Below are 16,413 nucleotides of genomic sequence, written 5' to 3' on the forward strand. Positions count from 1 at the left end.
CAACAGCCAAAGATAGGAAATTTGACCGATGATTTTTGGGTTTTTATTAGATTGGCTGGTTGCGATCCTTTTTTTGAGGGTCATTCATAACAACAAGTTTCATTTTAATTATAATTAAAAATCTGAAATATTGAAAGCTCTTTTCTTATAAAAAACTAAAAAAATAAAAGGTTATCCTCTTCAGATAACCTTTTATAGTTGTTTAATAATGAATTAATTAATATGCCATTTTTACTATTTTCGCGACCTTATCTGGCGATAAATCGTGATGTTCACCCAATCCTAACATGCCACGATCAGTAAAACGTTTTGAAATTGTTTCGGCAGTACCTTCATAATCATTGGTATATTCAGATAGTTTGGTATTGATACCTAATCCATGTAGAAAATCGACTGTTTTTTCAATGGCGGCATAAGCTTTATCGTCAGTATTACCTTCGGTTATATTCCAAACACGCTCCGCATACTGCGCTAATTTTTCTTTTTTCGATTCAAAATTATATTTGTAGTGGCTTGGCGCTATAATGGCTAAAGTTCGTGCATGATCTATACCAAATAAAGCCGTTAACTCATGACCAATAGCATGAATGGCCCAATCTGTAGGTACACCTTTTTGGATTAATCCGTTTAAAGCCATTGTGCAACTCCACATAAAATTGGAAGCTGCTTTATAATCTGTTGGATCTTCTAAAATCCGCGGTGCAACTTCAATTAGGGTTTGCAAAATACTTTCAGCAAAACGATCTTGCAATAAAGCACCATCTGGATAGGTCATATATTGCTCCAAAACATGCATAAACGCATCGGTTACGCCGTTGGCTATCTGACGCTCCGGAATTGAGGTAATTACCTGCGGATCTAATATAGAAAACTGCGGAAATAAGCCTGGACCGCCCATACCTAATTTTTCTTTGGTTTCTTTTCTAGTAATAACCGCGCCAGAATTCATTTCAGAACCTGTAGCTGGCAACGTTAAAACGGTTCCAAAAGGTAAACCAACTTCTGTTCTTTTTTTATCTACTAAAATGTCCCAAGGCGAGTGTCCTTCATATAAAGCTGCAGCAGCTAAAAATTTGGTTCCGTCAATAACAGAACCGCCACCAACAGCTAATAAATACGTGATATTCTCGGTTTTAATAACCTCTAAAGCTTCTAAAAGGACGGAATATTCTGGGTTTGCAGGAATGCCGCCAAACTCAATGACTGAAAAGTTTTCTAGAGCTGCCTGAACTTGATCATAAATACCGTTTTTTTTGATACTTCCGCCGCCATAAAGTAAAAGCACTTTAGCGTTTTCTGGAATTTCATTTTCTAATTTTTTAATACTATCCTTTCCAAAAATAATTTTGGTTGGATTTTTAAATTCAAAATTGTTCATTTTATTTTCTTTTAATATTTTTTAAAGTTTCACAACCATTTTACCGGTGTTTTTACCATCAAATAAATCGATAAAAGCTTTTGGTATTTTTTCGAAACCTTCTACAATCGTTTCAGTATAAGTGAGTTTTCCTTCTGATAACCAAGTTGATAGGTTTTTCATAGCTTCTGGAAATTTATCTTCATAATTTGAAACTATAAAGCCTTGCATAAGCGCGCTATTTTTAACTAGGAAAGGCTGAACGCTGATGCTTTTTGGAAGTTCCGTAGCATTATAAACCGAAATGGCACCGCAATTTACAATACGCGCAAATTTGTTAATACTAAATAATACAGCATCTGAAATCGGCCCACCCACATTATCAAAATAAATATCTACACCATTTGGCGCTGCTTTGGCAATATCAGCCTTCATATCGGTACTGGTATTGTAATTAATAGCGGCATCAAATCCGAATTTAGATTTTAACATGTTTACTTTTTCATCCGAACCAGCAATACCAATAACCTTCAAACCAAGAATTTTTCCGATTTGTCCAACCACAGAGCCAACAGCACCTGCAGCTCCGGACACAATAAGTGTTTCACCAACTTTTGGTTTTCCTATTTGCGTTAAACCACAATAGGCAGTTAATCCCGTCATGCCTAATACGCCTAAAAAGGCACTTAATGGTGCTTTATTTTTGTCGACTTTTAATAAACCGTCCCCTTTAGAAACTTGCTTTGTTTTCCAATCTAACATGCCCGAAACATAATCGCCTGTCGAAAATTGGTCGTTTTTCGATTCCAGAACTTTAGCAATAACACCAGAATGAATGGGTTTATTGAGCTCAAAAGGCGCTACATAAGATTTGGCATCGCTCATACGACCACGTAAATACGGATCAACAGAAACATATTTAGATTCTAAAAGTAGTTCACCTGAACTGATTGTTAAATCAGCATCTTCCGATGTAAATTCAAAATCGGAAAGTGTTGGTCTTCCTTCTGGTCTATTTTTTAATAAAATGGTTTGTGTGTTCATGTGATTGTTTTTTAATTAATTATAGTTACTAAATCGGACATCGGTTTTCTTACTTTCACTAAATTTACTAACCAATCTTCATCTATTTGTCTATATCCTAAAGGTAATAATACTGCACTACGTAGTCCTTTTTCGCGAAGACCTAAAATTTCATCTAAAGCATCTGGTTCAAAACCTTCTATTGGCGTAGTATCTACACCTTCAAAAGCAGCAGCAGCAATAGCTTGCGAAAGCGCTATATAAGTTTGTTTCGCAGCGTGATTAAAATTTTCTTCAGCATCTTTTTGTGGATACGAGCTTAATAACATTTGGCGGTAATTTTCCCAACCATCATTTTTAAAGCCACGAATGTTGTTTGTTAAATCAAACATATAATTAATACGATCGGCTGTATAGGTATCCCATGCAGCAAAAACGAGTAGGTGAGAGCAGTCAGTAATTACCGATTGGTTCCAAGCTATAGGTCTTATTTTTTCTTTTAATTGTTGATTTTTAACTACAAAAATCTCAAAAGGTTGTAAGCCGCTGGATGTTGGTGCTAAACGAGCTGCTTCTAAAATGCGTTCTATTTTTTCTTCAGCTACTTTCTCGCCATTCATGGCTTTTGTTGCGTATCTCCAATTCAATTTATCTAATAATTCCATTTATATTTTTGTAATTTTATTTTATTTATCGTTATTCTAATTATGTTGCTTTATAAAGTAAATTTATCTATTTTATATCGGTGGTGTTTTTTTTTAAATAACATCTAGTTCCTAGCGTCAAATTTTTTTTATACTATTCCAAGCTGATTGATAGGCATCTTCTAAAAGGGTTTTATCTAAATGAAAGGCGCCGCGTTTCTGTGCCATCATTAAAAATGACAGCGGATTGATTGCGTAAGCATACAGCAAGTAATTTGATACGGATTTAATAATATTTTCTTGTTTCCCGCGTTCCCAAAGGTCGAGTAGGGGTTGTAGATGTTTTATGCCTTGTTTTAAACTCGGTTCGTCTAAAATAGGTGTGTTATCACATTGGGCTAAAAAAAGTGCATTTTCAGATTCGTTGAGTTTAAAATCGGCAATGCGTTTCCATATGTTTTCAAAACCCGCTTCTACGGTCATGTCTTGATTGTAAGTGGCAAAAGCATAATCGGTATATTTGGCTTTCACTTCTATATACGTTTTGTTCAGCAAATCTTGTTTATTCTCAAAATATAGGTAAATAGTTGCTGGCGATACATTCGCCATTTTTGCTATTTTACTCATAGGCGTTGCGTGAAACCCATTATTATTCACCAATTCAATAGTGGCTTTTATAAGCGCGTTGCGTTTGTCTATACTTTTTTGAAGTTTGGCCATATTAGTTTTAATTAGGATGCAAAGATATGATAAAAATGAACGTTCATTCTTTTTTTAACAAAGGATTAAGAAAGGGAACATTTCGATGTATAAAAAAACCCACTTTAAACTTGTTAACAAGCTTCAAGCGGGTTTATAAAATTTCAAACATGCTCTAAAAACAGAGTAGGAGATAATTTCTATATCATAAAGATTCATTACTTTTTATCTGCAGTTATTAAAATGGATTTCGCGTTAACAAATTCTTTCATACCAAATCCACCGTGCTCACGTCCGTATCCAGAATCTTTTACACCACCAAAGGGCATATTTGGTTCTGCTAACCCGAAAGAATTGATAAAGACCATACCGGTGTCAAAATACGTTTCGGCAATTTTAGTGGCACGTTTGACATCTTCAGAAAAAATGCCGCCACCCAAACCAAAGCGACTATCATTTGCTATGCGAATAGCATCTGCTTCATCTTTCGCTTTAATAAGTGATGCTACAGGTCCGAACAATTCATCATCATAAGCAGGTTGGCCCGGTTTTACATTTCCCAAAACAGTCGCTGGGTAATAATAGCCGTCACCATCTTTTGGTTTGCCCCCGCATAAAATTTCAGCGCCTTTTTCAACACTCTCGGTTACTTGATCATGAAGTTTCTCTCGTAAATCTTTTCTTGCCATGGGGCCTAAATGGGTGTTTTCTTCATTCGGATCGCCCAATTTAAGTTCACTCATGGCTTTTACAAAGGCATCTTTAAATTGATCATAAACCGTTTCCACAGCAATGAAACGTTTTGCGGCAATGCAGGTTTCACCATTATTATAAATCCTTCCTTGAACAGAAAGCTGAACTGCTTTTTCTAAATCGGCATCATGAAGCACCAAATAGGCATCATTACTACCCAATTCTAGAACGGTTTTCTTCAATTGTTCTCCAGCTTGTTTTCCAATAATTTTACCAGCTTCTGGACTTCCCGTTAAGGTAACACCGCGAACTAATTTGTTTTTAATAATGGCTTCAGACTGATCATGATCAATAATCATAACGCTAAATAAACCGTCTGGCAAACCAGCAGTCTTAAAAATAAACTCTAAAAGTTTGGCCGTTCCAGTTACATTGGCAGCATGTTTTAATAACACACTATTTCCCGCCATTAAATTGGTAATGGTATAACGAATTACTTGATAACTCGGATAATTCCAGGGTTGAATACCGTAAATAATTCCAAGAGGTTTATAGGTAATAATGCCTTTTCCGCCGCTTAATAATTCGCGTTCTTCATTTTTTAAAATTTCGCGTGCATTTTCTGCGCAATAATTACAGATGGCGGCACATAATTTTACTTCTTGGTGACTTTGCTTAAGCAATTTCCCCATTTCATCGGTCATTAACTGCGCTAATTCGGATTTCTGATTTTTAAGTTCCGAACCAATGGACTGAATTATTTTGCCTCGCTCCTCAAAAGATTTTAAGCGCCAATCCATAAAAGCTTCATGCGATTTTTGAATCGTGGATTCTACATCGCCTTCACTCATATACTGATAGCTAGCTATAGTTTTTCCATTTGTTGGATTAATAGTTTCAAATTTGTCTTTTTTCGTTTCTTTTTCCATAATATTTTTATTTTTTTTCCATGAGTATGAACTACTTCTGACGCTTTCTAAAGGTCTTATAATTTCAGAATTATATTTTGCTCATTTAAAATTTTCTTTAACCGAATACAATAGTTTTTGAGTATAATTAAGAGTTTTAACCATACCTTAAGAATTCAAAGTCAGTCCATCTCGAATCAAAAAACTACTTTTGCAGATTACTAATAATGGGTTTTTTAATAGCCATTATTTATATAATATATGGAACAAAAAGACGCCAACGGATTAAATAAAACATCACGAACATTATTGCTCGCGGGAATTTTATTCGTTGCGATAAATTTACGACCAGCACTTTCCAGCATTGGTCCGTTAATAGATATGATTCGTCAAGATATTGGCCTTTCCGACACTTTATTAGGTTTACTCACCACCTTACCTTTATTAGCATTTGGTGTCGTTTCAACCATTACGCCATTGTTTACTAAACGCTTTGGAATAGGAAACACGCTTTTAGGCGCATTGATTTTACTGGCTTCTGGAATACTAATTCGATCGTCAGGAGGGATTTTCGAATTGTATTTAGGAACTATTTTATTAGGAATTGCTATTGCTTTCGGAAATGTATTAATCCCAGCATTAATTAAAAGAAATTTTCCGCATAAAGCTGGATTGGTTACTAGTTTATACTCGGGAATCATGTCACTTGGTGCGTCGTTTGCTGCTGGATTGAGTGTACCTTTGGCTATGGAACTCAATTTAGGTTGGCGGGGATCATTAGGAATTTGGGCCGTTTTGGCTGTTTTAGCTATCATTATATGGATTCCGAACATCAAACGTATTAATCGCACGCCGCCACGACGAAGTTTTAAAGAGGCCATTAAAAAATTGAGTGGCTCTAAATTAGTCTGGAAACTGGCCTTGTACATGGGACTTCAATCTATGGCTTTTTATGTTATTTTAGCTTGGTTACCGGCTATTCTATTCGACCGCGGCTTTGATGCTTCGTATGCGGGATGGATGCTTTCACTATCACAAGCTACGGGAATTATTGGTGCTATATTTATTCCAATTTGGGCAGGATCTCGAAAAGATCAGCGATTAGTAATTCTCTCTTTAGTTATTGTTGAAGTTATAGCATTAATCGGATTAATGATTCCTGGAATGGGTTTAACTGAACTTTGGGTTGGAATGATTGGAATGGTATTGGGAGGCACGTTCGGATTAGCATTATTACTCATCGTTTTAAGGTCTGATGATGCTGAAACAGCTGCTGAATTATCTGGTATTGTACAATCCATTGGTTATTTTATTGCTGCAACTGGACCTTTTATTGTAGGTGTGATTTATGATGTAACCCAAGTTTGGAATTATGCTTTAGTGTTATTGCTAATTGTTGCTTTTATCAAGCTTTTTATGGGAATTGATGTGGGAAAAGACCGAAAGGTTTAAGTTAAAAAGCATTGTTTCTTTTGAAGAAATAATCGTTGTTTTTCTGAAATTTGAATCATTTCCTTATGAAACCAGCCAAAATCAATAAATATCATATATAAATAGTGACATAAAGGCGCGGTTCCATGCTGGTATGTTATTTGATTATTTCTATCTAAAGATTGCGAAAAAATTATATTTCTATGAAAACTCAACATACAGCTTATTCTATATTAGACCTCGCTTTAGTTTCTGAAGGTCATTCACTCAAACAAACGTATAATAATGCTCTTGAATTAGCGCAGAATGCTGAAACTTTTGGTTACACCCGTTATTGGTTGGCCGAACATCATAACGCACCTAATATTGGAAGTAGCGCTACATCAGTATTAATTGGCTATGTAGCTAGTGGTACAAATACAATTCGCGTAGGCTCTGGTGGTATTATGCTACCCAATCACTCGCCATTAATCGTCGCCGAGCAATTTGGAACATTAGGTTCTTTATATCCCAACCGCATTGATTTAGGTTTAGGAAGAGCGCCAGGAACAGACAGAGAAACCGCACAAGCCATCCGCTCGGATTTTATGCAAGCCGCACAGTCTTTTCCGAATGAATTGGAGAAAATTCAACAATACTTTTCTGTAGATAATGCAAAATCGAAAGTACGTGCCACAGTGGCAGAAGGTGTGGATGTGCCTCTTTATATTTTGGGTTCTAGTACGGATAGTGCGCATTTAGCTGCAAAAAAAGGATTGCCTTATGCATTTGCTAGTCATTTTGCAACAACGCACTTATGGGATGCTATTGCTATTTATAGAGAAGAATTTCAACCGTCCGAACATCTAGAAAAACCTTATGTTATGGCTGGTGTAAATATTGTTATAGCCGATACGGATGAAGAAGCACAGCGTTTATCAACATCCTTAATTCGCATGATTTTAGGAATATTTACTGGCAAACGCGATTTTGTGCAATCGCCAACAGAAATGACTGCCGATTTAGAAGAGGTATTGCAACATCCGCAAATTCATCAAATGCTAAAATATTCTTTTATAGGCAGTAAAGCCAGCGTAAAAGCACAAGTCAAAGACTTTATAGAGCAAACGCAGGCAGATGAATTAATTGCCGTGACCAATATTTATGATGGAAAGGAACGAATCCGCTCCTATGAATTGTTTGCGGAAATTATGAAAGAATTAAACGAATAAGAATTCAATTGAAGGTCATCCTTATAAAAGTGTGATTATCTTTGTGCAAAAATAGAGTTATGTCAAAACAGTTTTCAGATCTAGGGATTAATGCATCATTACAGAAAAGTTTAATCGCTTTAGGGATTTCGGTTCCTACAGATGTTCAAGAGAAATCGATTCCTGTAATTCTTAATCAAAAAGAAGATGTGGTTGTTTTGGCAAAAACAGGAACTGGAAAAACAGCTGCTTTCGGTTTGCCTTTATTGCAGTTAATGGATGTTGAGAACACCAATGTACAAGCATTAATATTAGCACCAACCAGAGAGTTGGGACAGCAAATATTCGCTAATTTAGAATCTTTCGCTGTTAATAACCCGGAACTATCCATTGCATCTGTTTGTGGAGGTATTCCTATAAAGCCGCAAATTGAACGTTTAAAAACACCGACACATATTGTTGTAGCAACACCTGGGCGTTTGGTCGATTTAATAAAACGTGGCGCCATTTCCATCAAAAACCTAGACTATTTAGTTCTAGATGAGGCCGATGAAATGATTAGCGCTCTAAAGGACGAAGTGGATTCTATATTAAAAGACACGCCCAAAACTAGAAGAACTTTATTGTTTACGGCTACTATGCCGGGAACCATCAAGCAATTAGTTCAAAACTATATGTCTAAACATGTGGTGCAAATTGAAGCCGATATGGCAACCGTTGGGCATCAAGGTATCGATCATCAATATGTGGTTGTAGAGCCCATTGAAAAATTAGAGGTTTTACTTCACTTTTTAAATTCTAAAGAAGGCGAACGTGGAATAATATTTTGTAAAACTAAAGCAGCGGTTAATAAATTAGCTAAAAATTTAGCCATTAATAAATTCTCTTCTGGTGCCATTCACGGAAGTTTAACCCAAGGCATTCGCGACCGGATAATGGGTCAGTTTAGAGAAGGCCATATTGATATTTTAGTGGCTACCGATTTAGCGGCACGAGGTATTGATGTAAAAGAAATTTCTTATGTTGTTAATTACCATTTACCAGATACCTATGATGCGTATGTGCATAGAAGTGGCCGAACGGCGAGGGCAGGAGCAACAGGTCTTTCTTTAACTATTTTACAACAAGAAGAAGTTCAGGATATTGCCGATTTCGAAAAAGAATTAGGCATTAGTTTTACTGAATTTAAAAAAGCGGATGCACAAAGTATTGAAGAAAATAATGGTTTAATTTGGGCGAAAAAAATATTCAAGATTAAGCCCAATCGTGATGTTTCTGAAGATTTTAAAGCGAAAATAAAAACAATTTTCCATCATTTAACTAAAGAAGAATTAGTCGATAAAATTTTAGCGAATTATTTGGCGGAATCGGGTTCTGAAAACTTGAAAGTTACAGGCGATAAGAAGGTTAAAAAGAATCTTAAAAAATAACTTTTTGATTGTCCATAAAATATCATTGTTTTAATGACATATTTATGGCCATTTCAAAATAGCAAATGTTTATTCTGTTCTGCGTAAATCCGCGAAATCTGCGGGAGAACTCTTCCCAGCGCTTATATTTATTTCCCGCTGATTACACCGATGCTCGCAGATTTTTTTGCCAGTATGACAAAAAATGGTGATACAAATAATTTCATCAATATAATCTCAAGGTAATAATAAAGGTTCCAAAACCTCCCAAACATTATTTGCTACTATTTTATGACCCTTCACATTCGGATGAATGCCATCAATTTGATTAAGTGATGCGATACCGCCAACATCCTTCAAAATAAAAGGAATGAATTCTAACTTATTTTTTTGAGCTAAATCAGCATAAAGCTGTCTGAATTCTGTAGTATAAGCTTGACCCATATTTGGTGGTAATTCCATACCGGCAAGAATAATGATGGTTTCTGGGCTTTTTTCACGAACCACATCTATAATAGCTTGCAAATTGGATCGTGTTTCTGTTAACTGAACCCCTCGTAAACCATCGTTGGCGCCAAGTTCCAATAAAAAGATAGTTGGTGTTTGTTTAATAACCCAATCAATGCGGCTTTTTCCACCAGCAGTCGTTTCACCACTAACGCCTGAATTGATCACCGTATAATCCAATTTTAGAGAATCTATTTGTTGTTGCAAAACTTCAGGATAACCATCTTTGCTATCGTCCAGGCCATAGCCAGCCGTGATACTGTCACCAAAGCAGAGAATCGTTTTGGTTTTTGTTTCTGCTTCAGTAGTGGTTTCAGTTTGTTCAACAGAAGGAATGTTTTCTGTAGTTTTTTCACTTTTAGCATCGCCACAAGCGTAGAGTAGTAGCGCCAAAATAAAATAACAAAACTTTATGAGTTTAGCGGCTCTAGAGGTTGCCAGATATGAATAGAATTGGTTATTTTGAGCCTTGAACATGAGTCGTATTTAAATTGAAATTTATATGTCAAAGATATTAAAGATTACTGGGTTGGAAAAGACATATACCAGCGGTAATAAACAATTAACAGTTTTACACGATATTACCTTTGATGTTGAAAAAGGACAAACCTTCTCCATTGTTGGGCCATCCGGAAGTGGAAAAACCACCTTACTGGGGCTTTGCGCTGGATTAGATCAGCCTAATTCAGGAATTGTGGAATTATGCGGACAGGATTTAAATACTTTAAATGAAGATCAACGCGCTCAATTGCGTAACAAAGAAGTTGGTTTTATTTTCCAGAATTTCCAATTGCTACCAACATTAACAGCTCTCGAAAATGTGAGTGTTCCTTTAGAATTGCAAGGTTCTAAAGCCGCTACAACTAAAAGTATGGCTCTATTAGAAAAAGTAGGTTTAGGTGATCGGCTACATCATTATCCATCCCAACTTTCTGGAGGCGAGCAACAACGGGTAGCTTTAGCACGCGCTTTTGCGAATTCACCTTCTATATTATTTGCCGACGAACCAACTGGAAATTTGGACGAAGAAACTGGAGAAAAAGTGATTCAGTTATTACTCGACTTGAATACAGAAAATGGTACCACTTTAGTCATTATTACCCACGATTTGGAATTAGCCAACAGGACGCAGCAAATATTAAAACTTAAAGGTGGAAAAATAGTAACGAACGAACCTACATCTGTACTGTGAATAAATCCAACAAAAACCTACAATTAGCCTGGTTGTTTAAAATGGCTTTGCGCGATGCTAAAGCGAGCAAAGTACGTTTGCTGTTATTTATGGCATCCATTATCATGGGTATTGCCGCTGTGGTATCCATACAATTATTCAGTTCTAATTTAAAGGATAATATTCAGAGCCAATCCAAAACTATGATGGGTGCTGATTATATAATCGACTCCAAACAAGCACCTACAAAACGTGCGCAAACAATAATCGACTCCTTAAAACCAGATGCATCCGAAGTCAATTTTGTGTCCATGGTGGCCTTTCCAAAAAATGGCGGTACGAAATTAGTTAAGGTTCGCGGCTTGAAAGGCGACTTTCCGTTTTATGGAAAAATAAAAACAGAACCGACCAATGCTTCAATTGCTTACCAAGAGTCATCTGGAGCATTGGTTGATGCGACTTTATTGTTGCAATTCAATTTAAAACCAGGTGATTCTATAAAAATCGGGGAACTAACACTTCCAATTTCCGGCGCTTTAAAATCAATTCCAGGAAGTTCGGCTATTTCTAGTTCAGTGGCTCCAACAGTTATAATTCCCTATCGCTTTATTGAAGCTACAGAATTACTTCAATTTGGTAGTCGTAAGGAATACCAATATTTTTATAAGGCGCCACCAACTTTAGATTTAAAACAACTTAAAGATGAAATAGGTCCGAAATTGGATTTCGAAAATTCAGACTTAAATACCCATACTAGCGCTACCGAACGTTTGGGCAAAAGCTTTGATAATGTTGGAAAGTTTCTGAATTTGGCGGCTTTTATAGCCTTGTTATTAGGTTGTATTGGTATAGCCAGTTCGGTACATATTTATATTAAAGAGAAGTTAAAAGCCATCGCTATTTTAAAATGCATGGGCGCATCAAGACTTCAAAGTTTTCTCATTTTTCTGATTCAAATTGCAGGTATTGGAATAATTGGAGGGATCATTGGCTCGTTAATTGGCATTGGACTTCAAACCATATTCCCCTATCTTTTAAAAGACTTTTTACCGTTTACTTTAGAAATTAGCATCTCCGCGCAACCAATTTTAATAGGTGTATTACTAGGTCTATTTATGTCGGTATTATTTGCGCTTCTGCCTTTGCTTCGTACTTGGTATGTTTCACCTTTAGATGTTTTGCGTGTGGACGAAAAAGCATCACAAGAACCTCGAAAAATACGCTATTTAGTTTTTGCTGCTATTTTAGTATTCCTATTTGTATTTTCATTTTGGCTGATTAAAAACGCCTTATATGCCCTAGTTTTTGTAGGCGCAACAGTCATTACCTTTAGCTTATTAGCCGTTGTTGCTTTAGGTTTTATAAATCTTATTAAACGGTTTTTTCCCAAACATTGGAGTTTTACGGCTCGCCAAAGTTTATTAAACCTTTTCAGGCCAAATAACCAAACCGTTGTTTTGGTTGTGGCTATTGGGTTAGGGACATTTTTAATTAGCACCTTATATTTTACTAAAGATATTTTATTAGCTAAAACAGAAGTAGGGAAAACTGCGCAAAATGCCAATATCATTATCTTGGATGTTCAACCTGATCAACGGGATGCATTAGCAAAAAATCTTATTTCGAAAAATTTGCCAGTTCTTAATAATATTCCATTAGTCACCATGCGCATGCACAGCATTAAAGGAAATTTGGTGAATGTACTTCGTCAAGACAGTACGCGGCAAGTGAAAGGTTGGCTTTTAAATCATGAATTTAGAACCACGTATCGCGATTCGCTTACAGCTTCAGAAGAAATATTAGAAGGGGAGTGGATACCGAGACTAAAGTCTAGTGATCCTGTAATCATTTCCATTTCTGATAACCTAGCAGCCGATGCGAATTTAACGGTTGGTGATGCTGTGGTATTTAATGTTCAAGGCGTTTTGATGGAAACTACAGTGGGTAGCATTCGTAAAGTGGATTGGTCTCAAATGCAGCTTAATTTCACCATTGTTTTTCCAGCTGGCGTTTTAGAGCAAGCACCACAATTTAATGTTTTCACCACGTCAGTTTCAGATGAAGCTAGTTCAGCAGCATTACAAAGGGATCTCGTATCCAAATACCCAAATATATCTATAATTGACTTGCGTCAAATTTTTACTTTAGTAGAAGATATATTGGACAAAGTTTCATGGATTATCAATTTTATGGCATTTTTTAGTATTCTTACAGGTATCATTGTTTTAATTGGTTCCGTTAGAACCAGTAAATACCAACGTATTAAAGAAAGTGTGTTGTTACGAACGCTCGGCGCCAAAAACGCACAGATTTTGAAGATTTCGGCTTTTGAATATCTGTTTCTAGGACTTTTAGGGAGTTTAGTTGGAATTATTTTGGCACTAATAAGCAGTTTATGTTTGGCAGTATTTGTTTTTAAAGAACCATTTTCACCATCACTCATTCCTTTTCTAGTATTTTTACCAGGAATTACATTGTTGGTTTTAGGTATTGGTTTAAGCAATATTCAAACGGTTTTACGTAGTTCGCCATTAGAAGTTTTAAGGCGTGAAGCATAAATTAAAAGCTATTATTTTCTTTGATTTTAAGGCCTTTTCCGCTAATAATTACGTAAATTGAATAAATCACCTTTAATAAAAAAAATGCAAAATATACTATCTTTAATAATACTTCAAATACCATCCTATTCTCAAAAACCTGGAGATAGCGGCACTATAGATTTAACAAGACCGTTTGATTTGATTGTATTTATTATTCTACCTATTGTTTTTATAATTCTTTATTTTGCTTGGAAACGCATGAAGAAGCGCGATCAGGAATAAGGAAGCTTCATTATAAAAAATCAGGACGCACTAATCGGGTAAAAATTTTGACTAGCAATAATATCGAGTTAAATTTTTCAACCGTATTTTTAACGTTCTTCACATTGAATTTGAAACGTGTTTGAATGCTTCAATGCATAGGTTAAGACATCCAAATAGAGCTAATTAATCATCTTTTTTAATTAAGTATGCAAATGCTTCCATCCCTTTCGTATGCTCAAAAATCACTTTTATAACGCCAAATAAAGGAAGTGCTATTATAGCTCCTACAGTACCCCAAAGCATAGAAAATAGAATAACGCCAAACACCGTTACAAAAGGATTCAGGTTCGTTTCATCACCAATAATCCAAGGCGTTAAAATGTAATTTTCAACTAATTGCGCGACAGAAATCACACCAATTACTATAAGGGCGGGCGTGGAACCGGCATATAAATACGAAAGCACCACAGCTATACCACCGCCAATAATATTTCCAACATAAGGTATAATTGAAAAAAGGGCGCCAAACAGTGCCAAAAATAGCGCATACGGCACCGAACCTAGCAAAAAACCAAGGTAGTAGAAAACGAATAAAAACACCATAATTTTACTTTTCCCAAAAAGATAGCTGCTTATAATATTTGAAGAATCTTTTAAAAGCGAAGTCATTGCTTCCGCATTGGAAGTTAATTTTTGAAAGAAAGTAATGAATCTGCGCTTCTGCATTAGTAAAAGGACAATGTAAACGAAAATTATAAGGGATTGCGATAGTAAATTAAGGAGGGAAGCCAGAAAAACACCAGCAAAGCTCTCAAGCTTGTTAACTACCTTTTTATTATTCTCTATATAATTTTTATAGTCCCAGTTTAAATTTTTATTGGCCCACTCACTCAAAACGTTTAATTTTTCAGTGCCTTTTTCTTTGATGGATGGCCAGTCGTCTGACATATTATTTATTTGTGAGCCTATAAGCCAAGTGAGCAGTAAAAAAGTGACGACCATTATTAATATAGAAAGCAATATGGATAACCAGTTAGGCAAGCCCCAATGTTTAAATTTTTGAGTTAGTTTATCAAGTAAAATCGCTATTACAGCCGCAACCACAAGCGGTAAAAAAAGACTAGACCCCAAGTATAGAAGTGCCACAATACTGCCAATAATAAGAAACATCTTGATTAAATAATTCGCTGAAATCTCTATTTTGGCTTTGCTCATAAATTTCTCTTTTAAATATAATTTTCGTGTTATTGCTTTAACCTGTATGGTAAAGTTAAAAAAAATATCAATGTGCTTTCAAGTGTTCTTAATTTTTAATTGTTCAACAAGGAATTTTCAACAATTAAGATTTGGAGTAAAAGACAATTTTAAAAAACGATTTACAAAACAGAAATCCTAGCATTTTTTTTAAATTTCATTTTTAAAATGGTAAAAAAAGATTCCTTAATTGTGTGTTTTTTTAAATCTTTAAACCGGCTATAACTAAAAGGTTTTATTTATCTTTCTATCAAAATTGTAAAAAAGCGTTTAAATAAAGAAATTAGAAAAATATGGATTACATAGACTACATTATTATTGCACTAAAATTAATTGTTGGCTTAAGTATTTTAAATGTTTGGTTAATTCAGCCAACTAAACCTACAAAATGGCGTGGTGGAAATGCACAAACTATTGTGGAAGAATTTAAAGTATATGGATTATCAAAGAATTTCTGCTACGTTATTGGTTTTTTAAAAGTCAGTTTAGCCTTAATATTATTAGCGTCTATTCTATTTGATTTTCTAAATCTAATTGGAAGCATTGGTTTATCTATTTTACTTTTGGGCTCCATAATTATGCATATCAAAGTAAAAGACCCATTATATAAATCATTTCCGGCCTTCTTGTTTATAATATTGAATCTAATAATAATCTTTTTTACGATTTAGAAATATATCGAAAAGGCTTTTAATGCAATCCATAAATTTAAAACTGCAAAGGTTAAAGAAGGGAAAGATTTAATAAAATTATCGTTAATTTTTATTCGTACTGCAAATCCAGCAAGCATAAGCAAACTTAATCCTAAAGAAGCTATTATTAATAAGACAGGATTTAAATAAAGCCCTAGTAACAATCCAATTGCTCCTATCAACTGAAAATATCCAGTTAGTTTTCTATACTTTGATAAGCCATATCTAGCGAACTCTAGGACAATAAATTTGGAATAAAAGCTATTAATTCCGAAGAAAATGAAAGCCAAACCAGAAAACCAAGTCAGGAAGGTAAGTAAGTCCAAAGAATATTGTTATGATTAAAGTTTAAAACAAGATTACAAAAAAACCATAACTTATAAAGCCAACAACGTATTAATATTAAATATGGGCTATAGAATAATAGAGGTTTTAAAACCCTGAAATCAAAAGATTAGGAGTTTTAAAGATGATTGCTTTTCTATTAATTTAAATATCAATTCAATTTTTAAAGTTACATAAACATTCCTTTTTGCATCCTTATATTGAAATAATGCACAACGAAAATTCCAAGATGAAAATGCTTGGTATTCCTTCAAATGATGGGATAGATTCTCCAAAATTCATGTAT

15 protein-coding genes are annotated in these 16,413 nt (G+C 35.0%); 7 read left to right on the forward strand and 8 right to left on the reverse strand.

The window, feature by feature from the left end; all coding sequences use genetic code 11:
• Positions 1–217: 217 nt before the first annotated feature.
• From ES674_RS11825 to ES674_RS11845, 5 genes are all read right to left on the reverse strand, one after another.
• Positions 218–1,378, reverse strand: coding sequence for an iron-containing alcohol dehydrogenase (locus ES674_RS11825; RefSeq protein ID WP_148404252.1), 1,161 nt, complete (start codon positions 1,376–1,378; stop codon positions 218–220).
• 21 nt (positions 1,379–1,399) lie between these two features.
• The gene (locus ES674_RS11830) at positions 1,400–2,401 is read right to left on the reverse strand and encodes an NADP-dependent oxidoreductase (protein WP_148404253.1); all 1,002 of its coding nucleotides are present in this window, start codon (positions 2,399–2,401) and stop codon (positions 1,400–1,402) included.
• Between the two features lie 11 nt (positions 2,402–2,412).
• Positions 2,413–3,045: an NAD(P)H-dependent oxidoreductase gene (locus ES674_RS11835; protein ID WP_148404254.1), complete on the reverse strand. Its 633-nt coding sequence runs from the start codon at positions 3,043–3,045 to the stop codon at positions 2,413–2,415.
• 117 nt (positions 3,046–3,162) lie between these two features.
• Positions 3,163–3,744, reverse strand: a complete 582-nt coding sequence (locus tag ES674_RS11840) for a TetR/AcrR family transcriptional regulator (protein WP_148404255.1) — start codon at positions 3,742–3,744, stop codon at positions 3,163–3,165.
• 197 nt (positions 3,745–3,941) lie between these two features.
• A complete protein-coding gene (locus tag ES674_RS11845) occupies positions 3,942–5,345 on the reverse strand; it encodes an NAD-dependent succinate-semialdehyde dehydrogenase (protein ID WP_148404256.1) in 1,404 nt (467 codons plus the stop codon).
• Between the two features lie 240 nt (positions 5,346–5,585).
• On the opposite strand from ES674_RS11845, the gene ES674_RS11850 reads away from it, so the two are divergent.
• The 3 genes from ES674_RS11850 to ES674_RS11860 all read left to right on the forward strand — a co-directional run bounded on the left by ES674_RS11850 (position 5,586) and on the right by ES674_RS11860 (position 9,375).
• The gene (locus ES674_RS11850) at positions 5,586–6,776 is read left to right on the forward strand and encodes a CynX/NimT family MFS transporter (RefSeq protein WP_148404257.1); all 1,191 of its coding nucleotides are present in this window, start codon (positions 5,586–5,588) and stop codon (positions 6,774–6,776) included.
• 182 nt (positions 6,777–6,958) lie between these two features.
• Positions 6,959–7,966, forward strand: coding sequence for an LLM class flavin-dependent oxidoreductase (locus tag ES674_RS11855; RefSeq protein ID WP_148404258.1), 1,008 nt, complete (start codon positions 6,959–6,961; stop codon positions 7,964–7,966).
• Between the two features lie 59 nt (positions 7,967–8,025).
• Positions 8,026–9,375, forward strand: coding sequence for a DEAD/DEAH box helicase (locus ES674_RS11860; RefSeq protein WP_148404259.1), 1,350 nt, complete (start codon positions 8,026–8,028; stop codon positions 9,373–9,375).
• Positions 9,376–9,591: 216 nt separating this feature from the next.
• Here the strand turns inward: ES674_RS11860 and ES674_RS11865 are convergent, their stop codons facing one another.
• The gene (locus tag ES674_RS11865) at positions 9,592–10,338 is read right to left on the reverse strand and encodes an arylesterase (RefSeq protein WP_148404260.1); all 747 of its coding nucleotides are present in this window, start codon (positions 10,336–10,338) and stop codon (positions 9,592–9,594) included.
• Between the two features lie 25 nt (positions 10,339–10,363).
• On the opposite strand from ES674_RS11865, the gene ES674_RS11870 reads away from it, so the two are divergent.
• The 3 genes from ES674_RS11870 (at position 10,364) to ES674_RS11880 (ending at position 13,854) form a co-directional block, all read left to right on the forward strand.
• Complete coding sequence (locus tag ES674_RS11870; RefSeq protein ID WP_148404261.1) at positions 10,364–11,053, forward strand: ABC transporter ATP-binding protein; 690 nt, start codon at positions 10,364–10,366, stop codon at positions 11,051–11,053.
• Positions 11,054–11,094: 41 nt separating this feature from the next.
• Entirely contained in the window at positions 11,095–13,590 is a 2,496-nt protein-coding gene (locus ES674_RS11875) for an ABC transporter permease (protein ID WP_148404624.1), read from the forward strand.
• Between the two features lie 84 nt (positions 13,591–13,674).
• The gene (locus ES674_RS11880) at positions 13,675–13,854 is read left to right on the forward strand and encodes an adenylosuccinate synthetase (RefSeq protein WP_148404262.1); all 180 of its coding nucleotides are present in this window, start codon (positions 13,675–13,677) and stop codon (positions 13,852–13,854) included.
• 165 nt (positions 13,855–14,019) lie between these two features.
• Here the strand turns inward: ES674_RS11880 and ES674_RS11885 are convergent, their stop codons facing one another.
• Positions 14,020–15,051, reverse strand: coding sequence for an AI-2E family transporter (locus ES674_RS11885; RefSeq protein WP_148404263.1), 1,032 nt, complete (start codon positions 15,049–15,051; stop codon positions 14,020–14,022).
• A gap of 332 nt (positions 15,052–15,383) precedes the next feature.
• On the opposite strand from ES674_RS11885, the gene ES674_RS11890 reads away from it, so the two are divergent.
• Positions 15,384–15,761 (forward strand): DoxX family protein, encoded by a 378-nt coding sequence (locus ES674_RS11890; protein WP_148404264.1) that lies wholly within the window; start codon positions 15,384–15,386, stop codon positions 15,759–15,761.
• Here ES674_RS11890 and ES674_RS11895 read toward each other — a convergent pair.
• The gene (locus ES674_RS11895; protein ID WP_148404265.1) at positions 15,758–16,108 is read right to left on the reverse strand and encodes a DoxX family protein; all 351 of its coding nucleotides are present in this window, start codon (positions 16,106–16,108) and stop codon (positions 15,758–15,760) included. The two genes, ES674_RS11890 and ES674_RS11895, sit on opposite strands and share 4 nt — an antisense overlap.
• Between the last annotated feature and the right edge of the window lie 305 nt (positions 16,109–16,413).

Origin of the sequence: Bizionia myxarmorum, from assembly GCF_008086205.1 — a bacterium.
Lineage (GTDB): Bacteria > Bacteroidota > Bacteroidia > Flavobacteriales > Flavobacteriaceae > Algorimicrobium > Algorimicrobium myxarmorum.